The 24,352-nt window shown below is 62.0% G+C and carries 17 protein-coding genes; 13 read left to right on the top strand and 4 right to left on the bottom strand.

Going from position 1 to position 24,352, the window contains the following annotated elements; genetic code table 11:
* Nucleotides 1-165: 165 nt before the first annotated feature.
* From ACQKRQ_RS07785 to ACQKRQ_RS07745, 9 genes are all read left to right on the top strand, one after another.
* Nucleotides 166-1,149 carry a helix-turn-helix domain-containing protein gene (locus tag ACQKRQ_RS07785; RefSeq protein WP_132376975.1) on the top strand — a complete coding sequence of 328 codons (984 nt, stop codon included), beginning with the start codon at nucleotides 166-168 and terminating at the stop codon, nucleotides 1,147-1,149.
* 86 nt (nucleotides 1,150-1,235) lie between these two features.
* On the top strand, nucleotides 1,236-2,795 hold the full coding sequence (locus ACQKRQ_RS07780) for a mannose-1-phosphate guanylyltransferase/mannose-6-phosphate isomerase (protein WP_427476233.1): 1,560 nt from the start codon (nucleotides 1,236-1,238) through the stop codon (nucleotides 2,793-2,795).
* Nucleotides 2,796-2,848: 53 nt separating this feature from the next.
* Nucleotides 2,849-4,234, top strand: a complete 1,386-nt coding sequence (locus ACQKRQ_RS07775; protein WP_342960127.1) for an undecaprenyl-phosphate glucose phosphotransferase — start codon at nucleotides 2,849-2,851, stop codon at nucleotides 4,232-4,234.
* 64 nt (nucleotides 4,235-4,298) lie between these two features.
* Entirely contained in the window at nucleotides 4,299-5,438 is a 1,140-nt protein-coding gene (locus tag ACQKRQ_RS07770; protein ID WP_408178814.1) for a polysaccharide biosynthesis/export family protein, read from the top strand.
* Between the two features lie 49 nt (nucleotides 5,439-5,487).
* Nucleotides 5,488-7,722, top strand: a complete 2,235-nt coding sequence (locus tag ACQKRQ_RS07765; RefSeq protein WP_132375930.1) for a polysaccharide biosynthesis tyrosine autokinase — start codon at nucleotides 5,488-5,490, stop codon at nucleotides 7,720-7,722.
* Between the two features lie 76 nt (nucleotides 7,723-7,798).
* On the top strand, nucleotides 7,799-8,917 hold the full coding sequence (gene gmd, locus ACQKRQ_RS07760) for a GDP-mannose 4,6-dehydratase (RefSeq protein WP_132375929.1): 1,119 nt from the start codon (nucleotides 7,799-7,801) through the stop codon (nucleotides 8,915-8,917).
* Nucleotides 8,918-8,923: 6 nt separating this feature from the next.
* Entirely contained in the window at nucleotides 8,924-9,883 is a 960-nt protein-coding gene (gene fcl / locus ACQKRQ_RS07755) for a GDP-L-fucose synthase (protein ID WP_427476229.1), read from the top strand.
* A gap of 94 nt (nucleotides 9,884-9,977) precedes the next feature.
* On the top strand, nucleotides 9,978-11,120 hold the full coding sequence (locus ACQKRQ_RS07750; RefSeq protein WP_132375927.1) for a glycosyltransferase family 4 protein: 1,143 nt from the start codon (nucleotides 9,978-9,980) through the stop codon (nucleotides 11,118-11,120).
* A 57-nt stretch (nucleotides 11,121-11,177) separates the two neighbouring features.
* A complete protein-coding gene (locus tag ACQKRQ_RS07745; protein ID WP_427476227.1) occupies nucleotides 11,178-12,512 on the top strand; it encodes a glycosyltransferase WbuB in 1,335 nt (444 codons plus the stop codon).
* 32 nt (nucleotides 12,513-12,544) lie between these two features.
* On the opposite strand, the gene ACQKRQ_RS07740 is transcribed toward ACQKRQ_RS07745, so the two are convergent.
* Entirely contained in the window at nucleotides 12,545-13,051 is a 507-nt protein-coding gene (locus tag ACQKRQ_RS07740; protein ID WP_408432393.1) for a hypothetical protein, read from the bottom strand.
* Nucleotides 13,052-13,236: 185 nt separating this feature from the next.
* Between ACQKRQ_RS07740 and ACQKRQ_RS07735 the strand changes: the two genes are divergently transcribed.
* A complete protein-coding gene (locus ACQKRQ_RS07735; protein ID WP_132375924.1) occupies nucleotides 13,237-13,857 on the top strand; it encodes a DapH/DapD/GlmU-related protein in 621 nt (206 codons plus the stop codon).
* Nucleotides 13,858-14,078: 221 nt separating this feature from the next.
* Nucleotides 14,079-15,818: an FAD-dependent oxidoreductase gene (locus ACQKRQ_RS07730; RefSeq protein ID WP_132375923.1), complete on the top strand. Its 1,740-nt coding sequence runs from the start codon at nucleotides 14,079-14,081 to the stop codon at nucleotides 15,816-15,818.
* 94 nt (nucleotides 15,819-15,912) lie between these two features.
* Here ACQKRQ_RS07730 and ACQKRQ_RS07725 read toward each other — a convergent pair whose 3' ends face one another.
* Both ACQKRQ_RS07725 and ACQKRQ_RS07720 read right to left on the bottom strand, forming a co-directional pair.
* A complete protein-coding gene (locus tag ACQKRQ_RS07725; protein ID WP_427476224.1) occupies nucleotides 15,913-17,133 on the bottom strand; it encodes a glycosyltransferase in 1,221 nt (406 codons plus the stop codon).
* Entirely contained in the window at nucleotides 17,130-18,623 is a 1,494-nt protein-coding gene (locus tag ACQKRQ_RS07720) for a hypothetical protein (protein WP_132375921.1), read from the bottom strand. The genes ACQKRQ_RS07725 and ACQKRQ_RS07720 overlap by 4 nt, the downstream gene beginning before the upstream one ends.
* 314 nt (nucleotides 18,624-18,937) lie before the next feature.
* On the opposite strand from ACQKRQ_RS07720, the gene ACQKRQ_RS07715 reads away from it, so the two are divergent.
* Entirely contained in the window at nucleotides 18,938-20,092 is a 1,155-nt protein-coding gene (locus ACQKRQ_RS07715; RefSeq protein ID WP_427476222.1) for an acyltransferase family protein, read from the top strand.
* 52 nt (nucleotides 20,093-20,144) lie between these two features.
* Here the strand turns inward: ACQKRQ_RS07715 and ACQKRQ_RS07710 are convergent, their stop codons facing one another.
* Nucleotides 20,145-21,833: a beta-glucosidase gene (locus ACQKRQ_RS07710; protein WP_427476220.1), complete on the bottom strand. Its 1,689-nt coding sequence runs from the start codon at nucleotides 21,831-21,833 to the stop codon at nucleotides 20,145-20,147.
* Nucleotides 21,834-22,683: 850 nt separating this feature from the next.
* On the opposite strand from ACQKRQ_RS07710, the gene ACQKRQ_RS07705 reads away from it, so the two are divergent.
* Nucleotides 22,684-24,138 (top strand): glycosyl hydrolase, encoded by a 1,455-nt coding sequence (locus tag ACQKRQ_RS07705; RefSeq protein ID WP_427476218.1) that lies wholly within the window; start codon nucleotides 22,684-22,686, stop codon nucleotides 24,136-24,138.
* Nucleotides 24,139-24,352: the final 214 nt, after the last annotated feature.

The following is a 24,352-nucleotide window of genomic DNA, read 5'->3' as shown; positions in this document are numbered from 1 at the left end:
AAAATCCCTGGTTGGTCACCCTGTCCATACGCCAACATGTCTGCGCTTTCGGTCATGGCGGCTAAATGCTTGAGTGGCGGTGACTATGATGCGCTGCACAGAGGCCGGCCTCTCCGCGGCCGTCCGAGGTGAAAAGTAGATCCGTTTTCTGGTGAGAGGATGACTATGACCTGCGCGAGTCTCGAGTCCGCAATGCTGCGCTGGGTGCACGCTCCAAACAAGGGTATGCGTCGCATCGCGATACTGATGTTCAACGACTGCTCGCTGCAGGGAGCCGGGGTCGTTGCCGAGGTGTTCCAGGCAGCGAACGAAATGGCTTCGTCTGGCTCGGGCGGCTGGTTATACGACGTGTCCTTCCTGTCGGCCGATGGCGGCATGGTGACTTCGTCGTCCGCGCTGCGGGTCTGGACAGACGGCCTCGACGCGCGGCATTACGGTGGTTTCGACGCGTTGTATGTGGCGGGCGGCAAAGGCGCATTCGCCGCCGCTGGCGATGAACGCCTGATCGCGTGGCTGCGCCGTGTGCGCCGCAACACCGGCATGATCCGGCCGATCGCGGAAGGCCGCGCGCTGCTCGAGGCGGCGTATGTGCCCGACAGCAAGGAAGGTGGCGACTCACAGGCGCAGCCGGTGTCGGCGCGCCAGCCGGAACAGACGGCCGATGCGGGCGATCGCCTCGAATCGATGCGAAGCGCGCTCGCCATGATCAAGCGCGATCTCGGCGGCGCCACGGCGCGTACGGTTGCCGAGCGCCTGCTGGCGGACTCGTGCTCGAATCTCGCGCCGCTGCTCGGCGAAGACGGTGGCCTGAGTCCCGGCGACAAGGTGCGCGCGGCAGCTCGCTGGCTGCAAGAGAACTGCCAGCAGGCGATTTCGATTGCCGACGCGGCGCAGTTCGCCGCGATGAGCGAGCGCAACTTTCTGCGCCGCTTCAAGATGGAAATGGGCATTACGCCCTCGAGTTTTCTGTTGCACGAACGCCTTGCGGTGACTTGCAGCCTGTTGACCGAATCGGAATTGCCGGTCGACAAGATTGCCCGCCGCACGGGTATGGGTAACGGCGACCGCCTCGCGAAAGTGTTTCGCAAGCGGATGAGAATTTCGCCGACCGAATTTCGGATTCAAAGTCGCCGACTAGTCGGCGAATAGCGCGACGGGGCCAGCCGGATCGCCGTGGCAACACGGCATCCGGTCCGTACTTCCGTTGATCTTTGGAAATTATAAGGAATGCGAATATGTCGAATCAGGGAGCTGTAGGCACCGCGTCGGTCGCCCCGACCGGTGCGGATGGCGCGACGGCAGGCGCGCGTTGCGCGCGCATCGTCCCGGTGATCCTGGCGGGCGGTTCGGGCACGCGCCTGTGGCCGGTGTCGCGGGAAAACTATCCGAAGCAACTGATCGACGTAGTCGGTTCCGACTCGCTGCTGCAAGCCACCGCGCGGCGCATGGAAGGCTTTCCGGCCGGCTGGAGCGTGGACGCATCGCCGATCATCGTATGCGGCGAAGAACATCGCTTCGTGATCGCAGAACAACTTCATGAAAATGGCGTCGACGCTCGTCTTATTGTCGAGCCGGCGCGACGCGATACGGCGCCTGCGCTGACGCTGGCGGCTTCGCTGGCGTGCGCGGATGGTAGCGACGCGATTCTCGTCGTCATGCCCGCGGATCATTCGATCGCCGACGTGCCCGCCTTGCAGGCCGCGCTGGAACTCGCGGCACGCTATGCGGAGCAGGGCTCGATCGCGACGCTGGGTGTGCCGCCCACGCGCCCCGACACGGGCTTCGGTTATATCCGCATCGGTGCCGAGCTGGCGGGCGGCGGCCATGCGATCGACGGTTTCGTCGAAAAGCCCGCGGAAGAACTCGCGGCGAAGTACGTCGCGGCGGGCATGTACTGGTGGAACAGCGGCATCTTCATCGTCCGCGCCAGCGTGTGGCTCGATACGTTGAAGCGTCTGCAACCGGAAATGCACGCGGCTTGCGAACGCGCATTCACCGGTGGTCGTGTCGACGGTGCGTATTTCCGGCCGTTGGTCGATGCGTTCCTCAGTACGCCGGCGAATTCGATCGACTACGCGGTGATGGAGCGCCTGACCGAGACGGCCGAGCCGCAAACGACGGATGGCGCGGCCGCGAGCGCGCCGGCGACGCCCGCCGGCGTGGTGGTCGGACTGAATGCCGGCTGGTCGGACCTGGGTTCCTGGGACGCCGTCTGGGCCGCGATGGAGAAGGACGCCAACGGTAACGCAGGACGCGGCCGGGTGACGTTCGAAGGCGCGGTATCGAGCTACGCGCATTCGGAAGGGCGGCTGGTCGCCTGCGTCGGCACCACCAATGTCGTGGTGGTCGAAACCGCCGACGCGGTGCTGGTGGTCGACCGCTCGCACGTGCAGGACGTGAAGGGTCTGGTGTCGCGCATCAAGGCGCAGCACGCGCCGGAGGCCGACGCGCATCGCAAGGTGCGCCGCCCGTGGGGTTTCTACGATTCGATCGACCATGGCGAGCGTTTCCAGGTCAAGCGGATCGTCGTGACGCCGGGCGCGCAACTGTCGTTGCAATTGCATCACCACCGCGCGGAACACTGGGTCGTCGTGCGCGGCACGGCGCTCGTCACTCGCGGTGAAGAGCAGTTTCTGTTGAGTGAAAACGAATCGACTTACATTCCGCTCGGCACCCGCCACCGGCTCGAAAACCCGGGCAAGGTGCCGCTCGAAATCATTGAAATCCAGTCAGGCACCTATCTCGGTGAAGACGACATTGTGAGGTTTAACGACAACTACGGCCGCTGCTCCTAAACAGCACGCCGGACTCAACTGCGGACAAGAACGGCAAGAACGAGGTGACCAAAATGCGCAAGTTTCAGGATTTGCTCGCGCGGGTTTTCGATGTTGCATTGGTGTTGGCGGGAGCGGCGGTGGCGTCGCAAATCCGCTTTGATTACCTCGCTCAATCCGGGTTCTATTGGGCGCTCGTGATGTTTTCCGCGGCCTTCGCGCTGGCCATCTTTCCGGCGTTCGGCGTCTACGAATCATGGCGCGGCCGCTCCAAGCTGGTGCTGGCCGGCCAGGTGTCGCTCGCGTGGCTGATGGTGCAGGGCAGCGCGCTCGTGTTGATGTATTCGCTGCATCGGATCGACTTCGTGTCGCGGCTGTGGTTCTCGTACTGGACGGCGGTGACCGGCGGCCTGCTGATCGCGTACCGGCTGATGACGCATGCCGTGCTGGCGAGCGCGCGCAGCGCCGGGATGAATCTGCACCAGGTCGCCATTGTCGGCAGCGGCTCGCAGTGCGACGCGATCATTCGCCGGATCAACGCCGCGCCGACCACCGGTTTTCGCGCCACGGCCGTGTACAACGCGCGTCCGGACGTGTCGTCGGTCGCGAGCCCGGGCGTGCCGGTGTTCGATACCGTCGATGCTTTGGCCGGCTACATGCGGACCAACGACGTGCATGAACTGTGGCTGATGCTGTCGCTTTCCGAAGAGCCGTTGATCTGTTCGCTGGTCGGCGAATTCCGCGACGATCTGGTGAACATCCGTTTCATGCCGGACGTGCGCAGCCTCGCGCTCTTCGAGGGCAGCGGCGTGATCGATCTGCTCGGCGTGCCGGCGATCAATCTCGTGGCTTCGCCGCTGTCCGCCAGTTCGATGCTGAAGAAGGAAATTTTCGACCGTCTGTTCGCGTTGACCGCGCTGATCGCTCTTGCACCGGTCATGCTCGCCATTGCGATCGCGGTGAAGCTGTCGTCGCGCGGTCCGGTTCTGTTCAAGCAGAAACGCAAAGGCGCAGACGGTCACGTATTCACGATTTACAAGTTTCGCTCGATGCGTTTGCATATCGAGCCAAAAGGCACCGTCAGGCAGGCCACGCGCAACGATCCGCGCGTGACCAAAGTGGGCGCTTTCCTGCGCCGCACGAGCCTCGACGAACTGCCGCAATTCTACAACGTGTTGCGTGGCGACATGTCGGTCGTAGGACCGCGTCCCCATGCACTCGAGCACGACGACCTCTATCAGAAAGTGGTCGCGGGCTATATCAATCGCTACCGCATAAAACCGGGGATTACGGGGTGGGCACAGATCAACGGTTTTCGTGGCGAAACCGACCGCATCGAAAAGATGGAACGTCGTGTCGAACATGACCTGTATTACCTGGGCCATTGGTCGTTCGCACTCGACATGCGGATTATCGGCGCGACGATAGTCGCCGGACTGGTGCATCGAAACGCTTATTAGTTGTTAAAAACGCCACGCGCTTTCTACTTTGAGGAAAAACGCCGTGGCACAAGGAGGAAACATCATGAGCTCGCTTGGTCTACGCACGGGAAGTCTCCTGGTTTTCGCTACTGCAACGTTGATTTCCGGATGCGGCATCGCTCCGGGCCAGCGGATGGTCACGCCTGCCGCAATTCAGGACACGGGTGGTGACTACAGTACTGAAGCGGCATCGCAACAGCAGATCCCGATTACCGATATCAACCTCGCGCTGCTGCGCAAGATGAACCAGGCTCAGACGAGCTCGGCGCTGCCGCCGGCAACGGTCGCGTTGTTCGGCAAGCCGACCGTTTACAAGGTCGGCCCCGGCGACGTGCTGCAGATCGTCGTATGGGATCACCCGGAACTGGCTGCCGCACTCGGTCAGCCGGCACAGAACACGAAGACGACGGATGCCGCACCTGGCTTCCTGATCGACGAAAACGGCGATGTGCAGTTTCCGTACGCAGGCAACGTGCATGTGGCGGGCAGGGACGTCGCCTCGATCCAGAAGGACCTGGCGAAGCGTCTGAGCAAGGTGTACCAGAAGCCGGAAGTGACGGTGCGGGTGGCCTCGTTCCGCGCGCAGCAGGTTTATGTCGACGGTGAAGTGCGCACGCCTGGCTCTCAGGCTGTCAACGACATTCCGATGTCGCTGACGACCGCGATCAGCTTGAGCGGCGGCCTCAGCGCGAATGCGGATCGCAGCCGCGTGGTGTTGATCCGCAACGGCGTCCCGTATCAGCTCAACCTCGACGATCTGATCAAGCGTGGCAAAAATCCGTCGGACATCTATCTGCAACCGGGCGACATGCTGCGGGTGGCGTCGCGCGAAGACAGCGGTGTCTACGTGATGGGCGAGGTCAACAAGCCGGCGACCATCCTGCCGATGCGCAACGGCTCGTTGACGCTTTCGCAGGCGATCTCCGACAGCGGCAGCTTCGACTCGAACACGGCCGCGGCCCGGCAACTGTTCGTGATCCGCAACTCGACGAGCGAAGCGCCTGAGGTGTACCACCTCGACGCGACCTCGCCGGTGTCGATGGTGCTCGCCAATCAGTTCGAACTGCAGCCGAAGGACGTGGTGTATGTCGGTCAAGGCGGGCTGGTCCGCTTCAACCGTGTGTTGAACCTGCTGCTGCCGGCAATCAATGCGGCTGTGACGGGCGCCGTCCTCGCGAAATAGTAACCGTACAACGTGATCTTGAACCGCCGGGCTTTGTTGGGTGAAGAAAATGGCAATCAACTTTGAAAACCGTTACACCGACGTGTCCGGTCCGGACGAGCTTCACTTGTCGGACTATCTGCGGACGATCGTGCGAGGTTGGCGCACGATCGTGATGGTGACGCTGATCGCGCTCGCGCTGGGGTGCGCGTACGCTTTCCTCGCGCCGCCGACGTACCGCGCGGATGTGCTGTTTCACGTCGAGGACAAGACGGCGAATGCCAATGCGAACGGCAAGGATTCCTTGCCGCCGCTCACCGGCATGTTCGACACCAAGCCTTCGACGGCGGCCGAGATCGAGTTGCTGAAGTCGCGGCTCGTCACGGAAGAAACCGTCAAGAAACTGCACCTCGATATCACGGCTACGCCGCGCTATTTTCCGCTCATCGGCGGAATGATTGCGGGCTTGGTGAACGGGCAATGGGGCTTCAAGTTGCCGCAGTTCATCAACCTGTCCGGCTATGCATGGGGTGACGAGAGCATTTCGGTGTCGCGGTTCGACACCTCGAAGGAGATGTACGACGCGACTTTCACGCTGATTTCCGGCAATGATGGGTCGTACGTGCTGCGGGACAAGAACGGTATTGCGATTCTGTCGGGGAAAGTCGGCGAAACCGTGGAAACGGATACCGCCGACGGCCCGATCACGTTGCGCGTCGACAAGCTGGTCGGCGCCGCGGGCTCGCGTTTCGAATTGCAGCGCGCGTCGACGCTGAGCACCGTGGACCGTTTGCAAAAGGCTTTGTTGGTGCAGGAAACCACGCTGCAATCCGGCGTGATCCGCGCGAGCCTTGAAGGCGGCGACGCCGGCCTGACGGCCGCGATCGTCAACAGCATGGCGCGCGAGTTCGTGCGTCAGGATGTGGAGAGCCGGTCGACCGAGGCCGAGCACATGCTGGCCTTTCTCGATCAACAACTGCCGGGCTTGCGCAAGGAACTCGACGACGCCGAGCAACGCTACAACAAGTTCCGCAACACGCACGGCACGGTCGATCTGGGTGAAGAAAGCCGCCTGCTGCTGCAACAGATCGTCGATAACAAGACCAAGCTGATGGATTTGCAGCAGCAACGCGCGGAGATGTCGCAACGCTTCACGGCGAATCACCCGGCGGTGGCCTCGCTCGACGCGCAGATCGCCGCGTTGCAAGGCGCGGCAGCCAACATGAATCGCAGCGTGGCGGTGATGCCGGATACGGAGCAAACCGCATTGCGGCTGCTGCGCGACGTGCACGTCGATACGGAGCTGTACACGAATCTGCTGAATAGCGCGCAGCAACTGCGCGTGGCGAAAGCGGGACAAGTGGGCAACGTGCGCGTGGTCGACTTCGCCGAAGCACCTGATGAACCGGTGCGTCCGAAGCGCGTGATCGCGATCCTGATCGCGCTCGGCGGCGGCCTCGTGCTCGGCATTCTGCTGACCTTCTTCAAGCGCGCCATGTACGGCGGCGTGGAGCGTCCGGACGAACTCGAAGGCATGCTCGGCGTGCCGGTGTTCGCGGTGGTGCCGCGCAGCCAGACCCAGTTGAAGCTGCAGGAAAACGTCATGCTGCGCCGTCGCGGGCTGCATGTGCTGGCGCAGCAGGCGCCGGAAGACATCGCCGTGGAGGGCGTGCGCAATCTGCGCACCTCATTGCAGCTCTCGCTCGATCACGCCGAGAACAACGTGGTGATGATCACCGGCTCGCGGCCCGATTCCGGCAAGTCGTTCCTGTCGGTGAATCTGGCGGCGCTGGTGGCGTCGGCGAACAAGCGTGTGCTGATCATCGACGGCGACATGCGGCGCGGCGACGTGCATTCGCATTTCGGTGTCGCGCATCAGCCGGGTCTGTCCGACGTGCTGAGCGGCGGTGACCTGAGCTCGATGATCCAGCGCGACGTGTTGCCGGGTCTCGACGTGCTCGCCAAGGGCACGCTGCCCTCGCATCCTGCCGAACTGCTGATGAGCAAGCGTTTCGAAACGATGCTCGAAGAACTGAAGTCGCACTACGACCTCGTGATCGTCGACACGCCGCCGGTTCTGGCAGTGACCGACTCGACGGTGATCGGCAAGTACGCGGGCACGACGCTGCTGGTGGTGCGCCACGGCCGCCACCCGCTCAACGAGGTCATGGAGACGGCCAAGCGGCTGCGCAATGGCGGCGTGGGGCTCAGAGGCGTGCTGCTGACCGATGTGCCGCAGGAAGGCGCGTTCCTCGGCTCGGGCTATCAGGGCGGCTACTACGGCTACGACAGCATCGCCGGCTGAGACAGCGGCCGACTGCCGGCCGCGCAGCAAAAGCTTGTGGCACTCGCATTGCAAAGGTTAACGAGGAGAAGGCTCCATGAAACGTAAGGTCGCGCTGATCACCGGCATCACTGGACAGGACGGGTCGTATCTGGCGGAGCTGCTGCTCGCCAAAGACTACGACGTACACGGCATCAAACGCAGGTCATCCCTGTTCAACACAGACCGGATCGATCACCTTTATCGCGATCCTCACGATCCGGACCAGCGCCTCTTTCTGCACCACGCGGATCTGACCGACTCGACCAGCATTCTGCGCGTGATCCAGCGCGTCGAGCCGGACGAGATCTACAACCTCGCCGCGCAGAGCCACGTCGCGGTGTCGTTCGAGGAGCCGGAATATACGGCCAATGCGGACGGCCTCGGCGCCTTGCGGATTCTCGAAGCGATCCGGATTCTCGGCTTGCAGGAGAAGACGCGCTTCTATCAGGCTTCGACCTCGGAACTGTACGGCCTCGTGCAACAGGTGCCGCAGTCGGAGACTACGCCGTTCTATCCGCGCAGCCCGTATGCCGTCGCCAAGCTGTTCGCGTACTGGACCACGGTCAATTATCGCGAGGCTTACGGCCTCTATGCCTGCAACGGGATTCTGTTCAACCACGAATCGCCGGTGCGCGGCGAGACCTTCGTGACGCGCAAGATTACGCGCGCCGTTGCGCGTATCGCGGTGGGCATGCAGAAGACCTTGTATCTCGGCAATCTGTCGGCGCTGCGCGATTGGGGCCATGCGCGCGACTATGTGGAAATGCAATGGCGCATGCTCCAGCAGGAACAGCCGGAGGATTACGTGATCGCCACCGGCGTGCAGTACAGCGTGCGTCAGTTCGTGCAGCACGCCGCCGCTGAACTGGGCGTCACCGTGCGTTTCGAAGGCACCGGCGTGGATGAAGTCGGCATCGTCGAGAAGGTGGAAGGGCGCGAGATCAGGATGTCGCCGGGCGACGTGATCGTGCGCGTCGATCCGCGCTACTTCCGGCCCGCCGAGGTCGAGACGCTGCTCGGCGATCCGTCGAAGGCGCATGCGAAGCTCGGCTGGCGGCCGACCACCTCGTTCGAGTCGCTCGTCAAGGAAATGGTGCGCTCGGATTATCAGATTGCACGACGTGACGCGCTCGTCACACTGGCCGGATTCACGGCGCTGGAACATCACGAGTAACTTGCGATGAACAAACAAGCACGCATCTTCGTCGCGGGCCACCGCGGCATGGTCGGCTCCGCGCTGGTCAGGCGTCTCGCCGCCGAGGGGTATCAGAACGTGATCACCCGCTCGCGCAAGGAGCTCGACCTCACGGATCAGGCGGCCGTGAATCGCTTCTTCGAAAGCGAAAAGATCGACGTGGTGCTGCTCGCGGCCGCGCGCGTGGGCGGCATTCTCGCGAACGCGACGCAGCCGGGCGAGTTCATCTATGAAAACCTGGTGATCGAAACCAACGTGATCCATGCCGCGTACCGCGCCAAAGTCGAGCGGCTGGTGTTCTTCGGTTCGTCGTGCATCTATCCGAAGCAATGTCCGCAGCCGATCCGCGAGGAGTACCTGCTGACCTCGCCGCTGGAGCCGACCAACGACGCCTACGCGATCGCGAAGATCGCCGGCCTCAAACTGTGCGAAGCGTACAACCGCGAGTACAACACGCAGTACGTCGCGTTGATGCCGACCAATCTGTACGGCCCGAACGACAACTACGATCTGAAGAGCAGTCACGTGCTGCCGGCGCTGGTGCGCAAGGCGCACGAAGCGAAGCTGAATGGCGAACCCGCTTTGACGGTGTGGGGATCGGGCACGCCGCGCCGCGAATTTCTGCACGTCGACGATCTCGCCGCGGCCACGCTGTTCGTTCTCGAACACAACGTGACGGAGGGCCTCTTCAACGTCGGAGTGGGCGAGGACCTGTCGATTCGTGAGCTCGCCGAATGCATCTGCAAGGTCGTCGGTTTCGAGGGCGAGCTCGTATTCGATGCCTCGAAACCCGACGGCACACCGCGCAAGCTGCTCGACGTCTCGCGCCTCGCGCAAATGGGCTGGCAGGCCACGATCGGTCTGGAGGACGGAATCGCATCCACGTATCGGGACTTCGTCGAATCACACGCTGGTTCGACACCGGCTGCCGCCATCGAGGCCTAGGCGCGCGGCTTTGGAGTAAAGGACCGCTTGGGACGCTGTGCATGCGCAGGACGCGCAAGGCACGCGGGTCGATTTTTCGAGGAGTGGCATAAAAATGACAGCGTCAGTCACGATCTTCCACAACGTCGTGTGGTCGCGCCACAAGGGTGTCGTGTTTTCCGCCTTGCATAACATTTCGGCTTCCGGAGCGATTCGCTATTCGATGGTGCAGATCGCGGATACGGAGCACGACCGCGTCGGCTTTTCCGACGTCGATTACTCGTTTCATCGCTATCCGATGCAAAAGCTGTTCGACGGCTGCTACGAAGACGTGCCCACCATGAAACTGATCGCACGGCTCACGTGGGAAGTCTTGCGCACCAAATCGGATCTGATCGTGCTGCCGGGCTATCACCGCCCGGAATACTGGGCGATGCTCGCGGCGTGCATCGTGACCGGCAAACGGCGTGCGGTTTTCTGCGACTCGACCGCGCGTGACCGGCCTAAAAAGCTGCTGACGTCGATTCCAAAGCGCGTGTTTTTCTCGCTGTGCGATGGTTACTTCGGCTTCGGCGAGCGCAGCCGCGAGTATCTGCTGTCGCTTGGCGCGAAGCGCGACAAGATTTTTGTGCCGTGTCAGGCCGCGGCGATGCCGGGTTCGTTTTCGCCGGAACGTGCGCTGGTCGAGCGGGTCGCCGCTCGTGCGGGTAATCCGCCGGTGTTTCTGTTCGTGGGGCGTTTGTCCGAAGAGAAAGGTATCGGCACGCTGATCGAGGCGCTCGCCGGATTACGGCGGCGTATTCCGGCGGCCAAGCTGCGCATTGTCGGCACCGGCCCGATGTGCGAAGCGTTGCATGTCAAGGTGGCTGAGCTCGAACTCGGCGACGCGGTGACGTTCGTCGGCAGTCTGCAGGACGAGCCGCTTACACGGGAATACTACGGCGCCACCTGCATGGTGCTGCCGAGTTACAGCGAACCTTGGGGACTGGTGGTCAACGAGGCGCTCGCGCATGGTTGCCCGGCAGTGGTCAGCGAAAGTTGCGGCTGCGTGCCGGAACTGGTGATCGACGGGGTGAGCGGCTATGCGTTTACAGCGGGCGATGTCGCCGGCCTGCAACGCACCATGCTCAAGGCAATGGAGGCCTTCGCCGACGCGGGCGGCACCGCGCGCCGGTGCATGGATGTGATTCGCCGTTTCGATCCGCCTTCCGCGGCTGCCAACATCGCCCGCGGCTGTGCACTGATGTTGAGCGACTGAGTCGCTCCGCCCAGCCACGTCGCGCGCATCACGCCCTAACTTGTTCTGGCAGCCACGATGAAGATATTGATTTACGGCATCAACTATGCGCCTGAGCTGACGGGAGTGGGCAAGTACACGGCGGAAATGGCCGTGCTGCTGGCGAGCCGCGGACATGAGGTGCGCGTGGTGTGCGCGCCGCCGTACTACCCGGAGTGGCGTATTGGGGAAGGCTACGTTTCGTGGCGGTATCAGCACGAGACGCGCGACGGCGTGGCGATCTGGCGCGCGCCGCTATGGGTGCCGGCGCGTCCGAGCGGCCTGAAGCGGATGCTGCATCTCGCGACCTTTGCGGCGACCTCGCTGCCGCTGCTCGTGCGGCACGTGCTGTGGCGCCCCCACGCGGTCATGCTGATCGCACCGACCTTGATGTGCGCGCCGGGTTCGCTGATGCTCGCACGCATCACGCGCGCGCGCGCGTGGCTGCATATTCAGGACTACGAGGTCGATGCGGCATTCGATCTGGGATTGCTGAAAAGCTCGTTCGCGGCCCGCACCGCACGCTGGGTGGAAAGCGCATTGCTGCGGCGCTTCGATGCGGTGTCGTCGATCACGCGGCAGATGAGCGCGCGCGCGACGACCAAGGGCGTCGACGCGTCACGGGTTGTCTGCCTGCCCAATTGGGTGGACGTGTCGACCATCTTTCCGCTTGCGCGGCCGAGCGAATTTCGGCGTTTGCTCGGGATTCCTGCCGAGCAGAAAGTGATTCTGTACTCCGGCAACATGGGCGCGAAGCAGGGCATCGAAACGCTTGCGGATGCAGCGGTCGCGCTGGCCGCACGCACGGACCTCACCTTCGTGTTCTGCGGCAGCGGCGCGGCGAAAGAGAGTCTGGTCGCGCGCTGCTCAGGATTGACGAATTGCGTGTTCTTGCCGCTGCAATCGGTGGACCGCCTGAACGAACTGCTCAACCTCGCTGACATTCACGTGTTGCCGCAACGCGGCGACGCGGCGGATCTCGTCATGCCGTCCAAGCTCACGGGCATGTTCGCAAGCGGACGCGCGACCGTGGCGATGGCGCGTCGCGGCACGGCGCTCTACGAAGCCGTAGCGCCGCGGGGCGTGGTCGTGCCGCCGGACAACGTGAAAGCGCTGGCGGCGGCGATCACGGTGCTGGCGAGCGACGCGGAACGGCGCACGGCACTCGGCAAGGCGGCGCGCAATTATGCGGAGCGCGCGCTCTCGCCGGAGTCGACGATTCGCGCCTTCGAGGAACGGCTTGCGATGCTGTTGCTTGAGGTGGACGGTAAGCGCGGCAAAGGCGAAGCGCCGTCTTTCAGCGCGCGGCCTTCAGGTGTTGCAGCGAGGCGCCGGCGAAAACCGGCTACTGCGGAGGAAGCCGCGCCGGATTGATCCGGCGCGCGGCCCTTGTCATGAAGGCGAAATCACCACGGAGAACGGTAGACACCCTGCTTGGTGGCGTAGGGGTCGGCATAGGTGGCTCTTGCGGCGCCTTCGGGCGTCAGACCGTCGGCCGCATTCGGCCGTCCCGGCTGGCCGGCTACACGGACCTGGCCGTTGGCCGCAGCCGGCGCTTTGCGCTGGCCTTTGCCCTTGCCCACCGCCGGTTGCGCAGCCTGATCACCGCCCAGCACCGTCATGCGTTGCGAGTCGAGCAGCGCGGCGCGTTGGGCGTCGTTGGTATTGCCTTGCGCGCCGTCGGTGCCGTATGGGTTCGGGGCACCGAGCAGGCCCTGCTCGCTGCTGCGATGCGCGGCGCGCCGGTCGGCGGGAAGCTGTGCGTTCAGACCGTAGCCGTTGGCCGCCGTCGCGGCGGGAGGGCGGGCGGCCGTGGCGGGATTGGGTGCGGCGTTCTGTGCGAACGCCGGCATCGCGCACGATGCGATCGCGAGAAACGTCCAGGTAGCGGTGTGTCGAAGCGAGGTCATCATCTCATTCCCCAGGGAAATGCTGTCGGGATAAAGCTATCGTGCGCCAACCGGTACGCGTGTAGCCGCCAAAACGCTTGCCCTCACAGCCACCGCGCGAAGTCGAGCCAGGCGCAGCAACATAATGTGAGAGGTTTGCCTGGCATGCCTGCGTATGTTTACCACTGTTCGTGGTTCGGAGAAAGCTGATGGGTAACGTAGCCGACGATCCACACGTCGGGCGCATGCCGCAAGCCGAGGGCGCACGCGAAGACGGCCGCGTCATCGATCTGTCGCAGGCCGGAAAAGGAAACTATCAGGCCAAGCGCGGCGCGCTGATCGAGCTCATCTGGTTCGTGCTGGAAGCCTGTGTGATCAACAACAAACTGCTGCCGTTCTCAGGTGTGCGCGTTGCGTTGCTGCGACTCTTCGGCGCAAAGATCGGTACAGGTTGCCGATTCGTGCATCCGGTGCGCGTAAAGGCGCCGTGGAATCTCGAGGTGGGCGACAACTGCTGGTTCGGTGTCGATGTGTGGATTTACAACCAGACGCTGATTCGCATCGGCTCGAACGTGTGCATTTCACAGGGCACGTTCCTCACTGCGGGCTCTCACGACATGAGTACGACGATGGATCTGCATGTCGCGCCGATCATCATCGAGGACGGCGTCTGGATCACTTCGAAGTGCGTCGTGCAAATGGGCGTGACCATCGGCCGCTCGGCGGTCGTGACACCTTTGTCGGTCGTGCATCGTTCGCTGGAAGCGGAGGGCGTGTACGGCGGAAATCCTTGCCGCTTTATCAGGAACCGGTTCGATTCCGTGACCTGAACCACAGACATAGAACCACAGCGTTTTGTACGCTGGGAGGCCGAGGTCGTTTTGCCGGAATGTCGACTGCCACAATGGGATTGCCGCGCTGCATGGTGAGCGGCGTTCGTGGCAGCACCAATGCGAGTTCCGGCCGCGACGTTTGCGTGGCCTGGTTGCCAACTCCGCTTGGCGAACCGTGACGCGCTCAGGAAATGCGTGAAGCAGATGGGGAGTAGCGGATGTTCATCGATACGCGTACTGTTGAACAAAACACGGTCATTGAAACGACCGTCTGTATCATCGGCGGAGGCGTGGCGGGAATTACGCTCGCGCTCGAAATGTCGAGGGCGGGTATCGACGCCTGCATGCTGGAAAGCGGTGGTTTTGGTCCTGACGACGCAACCCGCGACCTCTATCGCGGCGAGAACATCGGGCTGCCCTACACGTTCGCGGACGGCTCGCGCAGCCGCTATTTCGGCGGCAGCAGCAACTGCTGGGGCGGCTGGTGCCGCCCGCTCGATCCCTGGGACTTCGAAAAGCGCGACTGGATTGCGCACAGCGGCTGGCCGTTCGGCCTCGACGAACTGGAGCCTTACTATGCGCGCACGCATGAACTGCTGAAGCTCGGTCCGCAGAATTTCGACCCTGCTTACTGGGAGCAGGAGATCGGGCGTCAGGACGTGCGCCGTCTGCCGCTCGCCACCGGCGACATGCGCGATACCGTCGCGCAGTTCAGTCCGCCGGTGCGTTTCGGCAAGGTGTATCGCGAGGAACTGTCGCGCTCGACACGGGTGCGCGTGTTCCTTCATGCGAACGTGCTCAATATCGACGCCGATGCGCAAGGCACGACGATTTCCAGAGTGAAGGTGGCCACCATCAGCGGCCGCGCGATGTCGGTGAGCGCGCGGATTTTCGTGCTGGCCACGGGCGGCATCGAAAACGCGCGCCTACTGCTTGCGTCGAACAACGTGCAGGCTGCGGGGCTCGGCAATGCCAACGATCTGGTCGGCCGCTACTTCATGGACCATCCGCGGATGATGTCGGGCAAGGTGCGCTTTCGTCCGGGCATCGCGCGCAACAAGCTGTACGACATCAAGTATCACTACCAGAATGTGGCGGTCTCCGCGCACGGCACGAAGATCTCGTCCCAGTTCGCGCCGAAGCAGGAGTGGATGGAACGCGAGAAGCTGCTCAATTCACGCGTGTGGCTCTACTCGAAATGGTACGGCGAAGGCAGTGCGGGTTCCGAGGCGTTGATCCGTTTCAAGGAAGCGCTGATGGGCAAGGACCAGCCCGGCCGCAGCGTGAAGCGCGACATCGAGACCATGATCGCGCACCCGCTGCACACTGTCGGTTTCGGTTTGACGCGGCTGTTGCAATGGCCCGCGCTGATCACCGACGTGACGCTGCAGGCCATCGTCGAAGCGGAGCCCAATCCGGATAGCCGCGTCACGTTGTCGGCCGACAAGCGCGACCACTTCGGCATGCCGCGCGTGCGGGTGGAGTGGCGCCTGGGCGACCAGGTGCAGCGCACGTTCGATAAAACGTTCCAGTTGCTCGCGCAGGAATTGCAGATGGCGAACGTCGCGGACGTCACGCTCGATGCGCCGCTCGAAGGCCGGACGTGGCCGGTGAAGCTGGAAGGCACGTGGCACCACATGGGCACGACGCGCATGCATGATTCACCGCGCGAGGGCGTGGTCGATCGCGATTGCAAGGTGCACGGGATCAGCAATCTGTACATTGGCGGCAGTTCGGTGTTTCCGACTGTCGGCGCCAACTTCCCGACCATCACGATTGCCGCGCTGTCGCTGCGTCTCGCCGGTCATCTGATGCGGCAGCTGGATGTGCCGGACGCCGTAGGCAGTACGCGAACCGAAGCCGCGAACAGCGCGACCATGTCGCTCCAGACGCCGCCTCAAGTCGAGACGTTGCCGATCGCAGCCTCGACTTTGACGCCGGTGATGAAGGAGCAGTGAGCGTTTGATGAAGACGAACGAAGATGGCGCGCACGAGGCGCGCCATCTTCGTTTTGAGTTGTGAGGCCTTCAGGCCGTGGAATGCCGCCGGTGATCAGCGGCTTTGCTGGGTCGCTTCGCGCAGCGTGGTGAGGGTGTTGTCGTTTTCACGCACGTCGTCGTGGCCGCCCTTGGTCTCGAGCAGGGCAGTCAGCGCGCTGACCATGGTCTCGACACGGAAGCGCGCATTGAATGTGCGGGCTGCCTGTGCGCGCATCGCTTCGCGAGCCGGGTCGTCGACTTCGAGCCAGCGCACGAGATTCTTTTCCGTGCCGTCGACGGTATCCGCGGCCACCAGCCCCGCGCCGTCCGCTTCGATTTCGCGCCACACGTTGACCTTGTCGGAGATCAGCGCCGGCAGTCCGCAGCCGAGGGCCTCCGCTACCGCCACGCCGAAATTCTCCTGATGCGACGGCAGAACGAATACGTCGCTCGCATGAAAAGCGCCCCACTTGAGTTCGCCTTGCAGCATGCCCGGCAGGCTCACGCGATGCGCGATGCCGGCCGCCTGCGCCTGGGTGCGCAGCGTCGAGGCCCAGCCGGTTTCGTCTGGACCGGCGATCACGAGATGCAGCGCCGGATCGCGGCTGGCAACGCGTGCGAAGGCCTCGATCAGCAGATCGCAACCTTTCTTCGCATGCACGCGGCCGAGGAACAGCACGATGCGTTTGCCGCGCAGGCTCGGTATGGATTTGAGGAAGGTTTCGCGCAGCGGCGCGGCTTCGAGTTGCGGCACCGTCGTGCCGAACGGCACGATCCGTTCATGCGCCCGGTACAGCCAGAACGACTGGCGCGCCCGCGTGCGTTCTTCCTCGGTCGTGAAGATGACGGCGCGCGCGTCGCGCAACACGCGATATTCGGCCCACGGCCAGTACAGCCACTTCTTCAGATGCTTGAGCGGATAGGCCTCTTTGAACCACGGGTCCAGCATGCCGTGCACATACACGTAATACGGCACCTCGCTCTTGTGCAGCGCTTTCCATGCCGCGAAGCCGTGGTATTGCCACAAGCCGTGGACGATCACCGCGTCGAAGCGCTTCGCGTTGGCGGCGAGCCACGGCGCGAGGCGTTCGCTGAAGCTATAGCGGCCTTTGGTCGGGCCGAAGACGTGGAGCGGAAAGGGAAAGGCCGCAAGGTAGGCGTCGTTGGGGGCATCGCAGGTCGCCACTTCGATCTCGTGTCCGGCCTCCCGCATCGCCATGCCGCTGCGGCGGACGCCTTCAACGGGACCGCCGGCGCGTGGGTCGACGCTTGCAAGCAGGTGGAGGATTTTCATCGGGCGATATTCGGTCGGTTGGAGCGATGCCTGGGCGGCGTATGCGGGACGAGCGCGCCGAACTGGCCGGCGTCGGACGAGGTGGCGGCCGTGCGCGACACGCCGAGCGTGGACGTGAGGTCCGCGCGGCCCATGCCCGGCTGGATCCGGCCGGGCAATTCCGGCATTGCTTCCGGGCGCACGTAAGGCGGCCTGCGCAAGCGCCGCGCGCGCGCCGGCAACGCGCGCTGCAAACGCGCGTGGGTGGCGATCATCAAGCCGAGCGCGACGCCGAATATGAGGCCCGAAAAACGCGGCCCAAGCGGATTGCCACCGATCGACGTGGCCGGCAGCGCGGCAAACAGCATGATGGCGCGCCCGAGCACCGGCAGCATGGGTGCGTCGGGCACGACGGAGCGCCAATAGCGATACGAGAAGAAGCAGATCGCCAGTGCGGCGAGCGTGGCCAACGGCATGCCGATGCCGAACAGCAGGCCGCCCGCGAAGAACTGATAGACCCAGAAGTTGTGGCCCGCGGCCCATTCGTTGATCGCATAAAAGTCCTTCTCGCTGATCTGGCCGGCGAGGTCAGGCAGATAGACCGGCGAGTAGCGATAGTAGTGGCCGTAACCTTCGCCGAACAACAAGGTCTCCGGCTGCGCGGTGACCTGATCGTACTGGTCGCGCATTTCCGCGAGACGCGTGATCGTGGTCGGATCCTTGCCGGAGCGGGTTTCCTCGGAGAAGAAAATGCGCTGCGTCCAGTGCTCGGCGACGGTCGGGAAAGTCAGGGCCGCGACGCCGGCCATGCCGGCGAGCACGGCGCCGATGATCATGGTGCGGCTCATTGCGCGCCAGATATGCCGGATCGACGGCGCGCTCAGTCCCATGGCGATCAGGAACAGCAGCACCGTGCCGACCATCACGCTGCGGGTCACGCTCAGCAATTCGATCACGACGCTCAGCGCGAAGATCGACACGGTAAAGAGCGAAAAACGCTTTGCCACGATGAATTCGTGGAGCAATACGCCTTGCAAACCCAGCAGCGTCACGGAAAGGATACGGAAGCGCACGTCGTCGAGACCGCCGCCCGTCGCCATGCCGTAGACCATGGTGAACACGAGGCTGATGACGTTGGCGACGAACAGGGCTTTTTCGAACTGGGCGATGCGGAATTCGCTCCACGGGCGGCACGCCACGAGATAACCCAGCATGAAGAGAGTGAACGGCAGCAGCGTTCGTAAATAGTTGCCGGTGTCGTTATCCTGAACCAGTTGGGCGACGATGCTGCCGAACACGCACAGGATCAAGCTCCAGGTGACGACCGAGCGCAGCCGCGAGCGCTCGTGAAAACGCGGCGCGATGAGAAGAAGGGCAATCCCTGCGGCGATCGCCGGCAGGACGAAGATGAACTGCGCGAAGTGACCCGTATTCGCGTCGGTCGCCTTATAGTCGAACGCAAGCGGCAGCAGAAAAAACCATATCCAGGGCGTTGCATACTGGTGGCGCATTACCGAGTTCCTCCCCGTCACCGTCGTTTCGCCGTCGGTCTACAGTGGACGGTCTCGCATCGGGTTATTTTGAAGGAATCTGCACGCCTGTTAGTGGGCTGGACCGCATTCGTCGACCATTGCCTGGGTTCTGGCGGTCGCGGAAAGCGTAAGCTCTGCAAGACGCGCGCACACTTGCGTATGTTGTCGGTCAATGCCTTGAAGTTGGCGCGCACGCACGCTTGCCGACACCGAAGATGCAAAAAGGGACATGGGGCCCGCGAGAGACGATCGCAATCTTGCATGACCGCATTTGCATGGGACCGGAGCACAACATGAAGTTATTCGGCGGGGCGGGACCCACAAAAGCCGGACGGGCGATCGAACTCGACTTCGTCCGCGGCATCGCGATCATCATGGTGATGGGCTTTCACTTTCATGCTGTTCATACCGGCAATTACCTCATCCAGATTATTGAGTACCCACTGAAGAGTTTCGGCCGTGAAGGCGTGAACCTGTTTTTCACGTTGAGCGGTTTTCTGGTGGGCGGTCTGCTGCTTCGACAGTACGCCGAAACAGGACAGGTCGATGCACGGCGCTTTATCATCCGCCGGATTTTCCGCATCTGGCCCGCGTATTACGTGCTGATCGTCTTCCATGTGCTGGCCGGCCGCCACCCGTGGAATACCTTCCTGTTCCAGAACCTGACCCACCTGCAAAACTATCTGGGCACGTCGATTACGCAGACGTGGAGTCTGGCGGTCGAAGAACACTTTTATCTGGTGCTGCCGGCGCTTCTGCTGGTGTTTGCGCGTTGGCGTCTCGGCGCGTGGACGATCGTCAGCGTGCTTACCGGCATCTGCGCGGTGGTGCTCACGGCGCGTTGCTTCGCAGTGGCGGGCGGTAATCTCGATGGGGCGTTTGCTTACACGCAATACCGTATCGACAGCTTGCTGGTGGGCGTGATTCTTTCCGCGATCTACTGGATGAAACCCGGCGTGTACCATCAGCTCGCCAAGCGCAAGTGGCTGCTGATCTTCAGCGTCGTCCTGCTTTGCGCATGGCTCGCTTTCGCCACCAAGAACCTCGCACTGGATGAAAGCATCGGCTACACGATTCAAGCGCTTGGCTTTGCTGCGCTGATCGTGCTGGTGCTCGAATACTCCGGATCGCTGCGTAAATCGTGGATCTATCGCGGCGTGGCGTGGATCGGCCTCTATTCGTACGGTATTTACTTGTGGCATTCGCTCGCGCTCGCGCCGGGCGACATGCTGATTCGTAAAGCGACCGCGCTGGGTTTTGCGCCGAGCCTCACTTGGGTCGTCGCGCTTACGGCGCAGTTTGCGATCGCGATTGCGATCGGCTATGTGACCACGCGTGCTATCGAGTATCCGTTCCTGTTGATGCGCAATGCACTGTTCCCAGAAAAGCGCAGCAGTTCGGTGCGCGAGGAAGTGCCCGCCGCTGCTGCGGGCGGGCAGTTATCCTGAGCGTGCATGCTGCCCCAGGCGTGGCGTTCCTGCGCACTGGCGTGTACTGACGCTACCGTCGGTCTGGCATAAGGTAACGGGGAATCGGACCCACTCGCCACTGGAATTTCTGCGCGGTAATCGTGACCGGTGTGTCGACGCCTTGCCAGTCGCGCAGAATATATTTTCCAGGCGGCAGGCTGACGGATGCAACGCGCTGCTTGCCGTCGACCGTCCAGCCGACGATAACTGGATCATCGGTTCCGTATTGATACGCCTTGAGGTTCTCCTCGTCGACGAGCGCTCTTGCCCAGTTACGCTTGCCGAGCGTGCTGCTCAATACGGACGCCGCGACGAATGCGGGTTTGGGTGTCAGGTCGTGATGCAGCAAGCCAAAATTATGTTCGATGTTGTTGAGGTCGGTGCCGTCGTCGACAAAGTCATACCAGAACATGACGCGAACTGTGCCATAGCGTCGCGATAGCAAATAGCTGCGCACCAGATTGGCCGCCTGCGTGGCCTCATCCTGCCCCGGCTCTTTAGGATTCACAGGCCAGCCGAACTCCGTCACCCAAACTTGCAGAGGTCGGCCGTCTGCTTTTACACGGTCGGCAGTGAAGTTTTTCAGGTAGGGCCACACCGTCGGAATGCTCACGGAGTCGATTGGAGCGCCTTCGGTTTTGTAACCCCTTTCTGGCGTATTCGGCGACATATAGGGGTGTACGCTAAATCCGGTCTGATCGTTCAGTCCTCCTTCCTTGAGTAAACCGACAACACAGTCGCCGCCGGGGCCGCCGCCCGAGCCGCCACCGCCGCAGGAAATGACCGACGCATCGGCGTTGACATCCTTAACGGCGCCGAACGTTTCCCATAGTAGGGAAAGGTAGGCGGCGTAGCTGATCTTGTTGAAGTCCGGCTCATTCCACACCTCCCAATGTTTAACTGTTCCGCCGTAGGGAGCAGTCACAGCATCGTCACCGTAGCGGGAGACCACCGCGTCGACGTAATCCGCGAAGCGCGCGCGAGCGTCGGCTGACAGCGGAAAATTCGACTTTGGGAAGAGTGTCGGATAGGCGCCCTCATTACCCTCGCCGAGAACGACTAACGGCGAAATGCCGAGCTGCTTACATAAGGCAAGATAGTCGTCGTAGCTCTTGGGAAATTTGAACACACCGGGTTTTTTCTCGATTGCCGCCCAATAGAGGTCATCCCGAATCCACGAGAATCCAGCCTGCTTGACGAGCGGCAACAGCACCGACGCTGGTGGTGTGACGTGTTGAGCGAAGTGCGTGCCGACCCCGAAGTCGGAAGGCCCGACCTCGTCGCGTTTCGTGACGACAGCCAGCGTGCTCGTTGTCTTGCCGAGCGTTTCCCCATGCGCCGATTCCACGGTTGCGTCGAGGCGGAATAGACCCGCACGCGGGATCGCTACGTCGATGTCGATCGCCTTACCACCCTGCATGCTGCCGATGGTTTTCTCGTACGAGGCAAGTGGAGTGGGCACCGGCTTGCCGTCGCTGTCATAGGAATAAACGCCGACCGTTATTTTCGCCGCGCGCAGATGGTCCGGCGGCACGACTTTGAACTGGAGTGTCTTCTTTCCGCTTGTCAGCATGACTTGCGAGCCCGCCGGGTTGGCCAGTTGCAGCTTCACCTGCGCGTACGAGCCGCTTGAGAAAGCCAGCAACAGGAGAGCAGACAGCGTAGCGCGCCCGAATATGCGTGATCTGAATAGGCTGCGGCGGCGATGAATCGTCGGCATCGGATCAATCCTCGTTGAATCGCTTATGAAAATGGCTCAGTCGGTTCGATGAGCAAGAGGCAGGTGGTCTGCAGGCACCTGAAGGCAACGCGGAACGCCGCGTTCTTTAGCGGCAAGCAGAACCAAAATACGGTGCGCCGGACCACTCGTCAGTACGAAATCGAACTTTCAGAGCATTCGCCGCCGCGCTTGCGTTCGAGTATGTAGCGTCACGCCGGCGCACAGGCACTCCGCGCGACAGACAGGCGCACTCGCATTTTGTTGATTTCCCACGGCTACGGGCATCCAACGGGCGCTCGACATTTCGTATGGAGAATAAATTAAATGAGTTATGAAAACTTAAACTCGTTCAAGCCAATGACGTAATCGACTTCGAAGAAGTGCGCGCGTAAAGAGTTTCTATGGCGAACATGCGATCGGCCCTCTAACGATTTAAGGGCCGGCTTTTTTTGTGTCGTTAGTCTTTACCCTTATTTATCATACAAAATAGAAGAAGGAATTGCTATTTGTATGAATAAATCCGCGCGATACTTAATCTTTTATCGGGGACGGGTTGTCCGGAAGCAATGCAAGAACTCGCTTGGAGCCGGGCTGAAGCACAAAAATTAAGTGCTGAAAACCCCTAATTAATAGGTAAATAATTGTTTTACTGCTGCGCGGACACAACAGTTCGTATGTGCGGCGGCGCACATATGTTCTCTTTTTAGATACGCGTAATGCGGATATTTGCTTCTTCGCATAAGTCTGGAGATAGTTCGCCTTATCGCTGCGCTTTTACATCCAGTTACAACATACGAAAAAGGCGGGCACATATACTGCGATCCCCAACCGAACTGCGTAAGTTGTACTCATGACCTTACCTACCCGACCGAAAAATCAGCAACATCTTCCACTTTCCGTCCCTTCTTTGGTTCCTGCTGAATCAGTACCTCGAAGGAAGTTCCTCGCCGGTCTCGTCGCAGGTGCCGGGTCGATTGCACTTTCCGCATGCGGCGGCGGTGGCAGCGGCGACTCACCCGCGGCGGTAGCCAACGACGCAAGTGTGGCCAACAGGGCCGGCTCAAGCGGTTTCACCGTGACGACCCCTGCGGCCAACGCGACTATCTCCGGTACCATCACAGTGACCGGCACGGCCGGCACCAACTGGCGCAATGTGGCCGTTTACGACCACGCGACCGTCGCCAAGATCGGCGCCGACACGACGCCGAGCAGCGGCAAATTTTCCATCCAGGTTGATACGACTAAATTGACCGTGGGCTCGCATCAGATCGATGTAGTCGCATTTTCCGTTGCGGCGGGACAGGCGGGCGGCACCAAGACCACGCAGACCATCACGGTCAACGTCACCCGGGCGACTTCCCCTTCGACTTCGGGCTCGCTGTTCTACGGCATGAATGGCCACCTTGCGTGGCCCGACGGTATCTACCACACCATGTCGGCAGCTGCCCAACTGGCGTTGCTCAAGGATCTCGGCGTTACGACCTATCGCGTCGACGTAGCAGACGCAGGCATGGCTCAGACGGTCGCCAACGCATTGACCGGTGCGTTTGCCGGCAGCGGCGTGTCCATCATGCCCTGTATTAATGTCTGGTCGACGGCGTATAACCAGAACGGTTCCGAATCGGCCGCATACACGTTGGGCTACAACCTGGGATCGTCCATCGCCAAGCCGCTGAAGGGCCTCGTCAAGTACATCGAGTGCGGTAACGAGCTCGACTCGAACGGCCTGATTACGAACGGTGATGGTAGCAACACGAACAACTATAGTCCCGCGATCTGGCCGGCATTCCGCGGCGTGATTCGCGGCATGATAGACGGCGTGAAGGCGATCGACCCGACGATCCAATGCGGCGTCAACGTCGGTGTCCCGCTTGCTTATCGCGCCTTGCAGATGCTGTGGAGCGGCATCACGCCCAATGGCTCGGCTAACGGCGTTTCAGGCGCAGCGCAGGTTCGCTGGGACTACACGACTTACCACTGGTACCAGAGTTCAGGCGATATCATTTGTGGCTGGCGAAACAACGCTTGCCTGAATGTACTGCAAGTTCTGAAAGACTCCTTTAACCTGCCGATCTGGTTGACGGAATGGGGCTGGCAAGGTAGCCAGGTGACCCCGGCGCAACAGGCTAGCTATGTAACCGAGGCGCTGACGGAGTATCGATCGCTCAAGGATCAATACAACATTCAATCCGTCCAGATGTACTGCCTGATCGATCCGGACTTCGGCCTCATACAGGCAAACGGCGTCACGAAGAATCCGTCTTATGCGGCCTTCAAGAATTTCGTTGCCGCCAATCCGGTCTAACCCGATCCGTCGCGCCGGCGTCCCGGCGCAGCAAGCCTTCTACCTCCGCAGCCCGCGCTTTCTATAAGCCGCGGGCTGTTTCTTTTGGTCCGTCCCTCTGTGTGGCGCGATTTTTAAGTCGTGTGCGTTACAGCACAGACGATGTCGCTGCGGCGCCGCAATCTGTCAGGCGAGACCGGACCGCTCCACCCCTGCCACCAACGACCCCTTGATC

This window comes from Paraburkholderia sp. NPDC080076 (assembly GCF_050281145.1).
Taxonomy (GTDB): Bacteria; Pseudomonadota; Gammaproteobacteria; order Burkholderiales; family Burkholderiaceae; genus Paraburkholderia.
The sequence above is the reverse complement of the archived record's forward strand: the minus strand, read 5'-3'. Positions and strand labels throughout refer to the sequence as shown.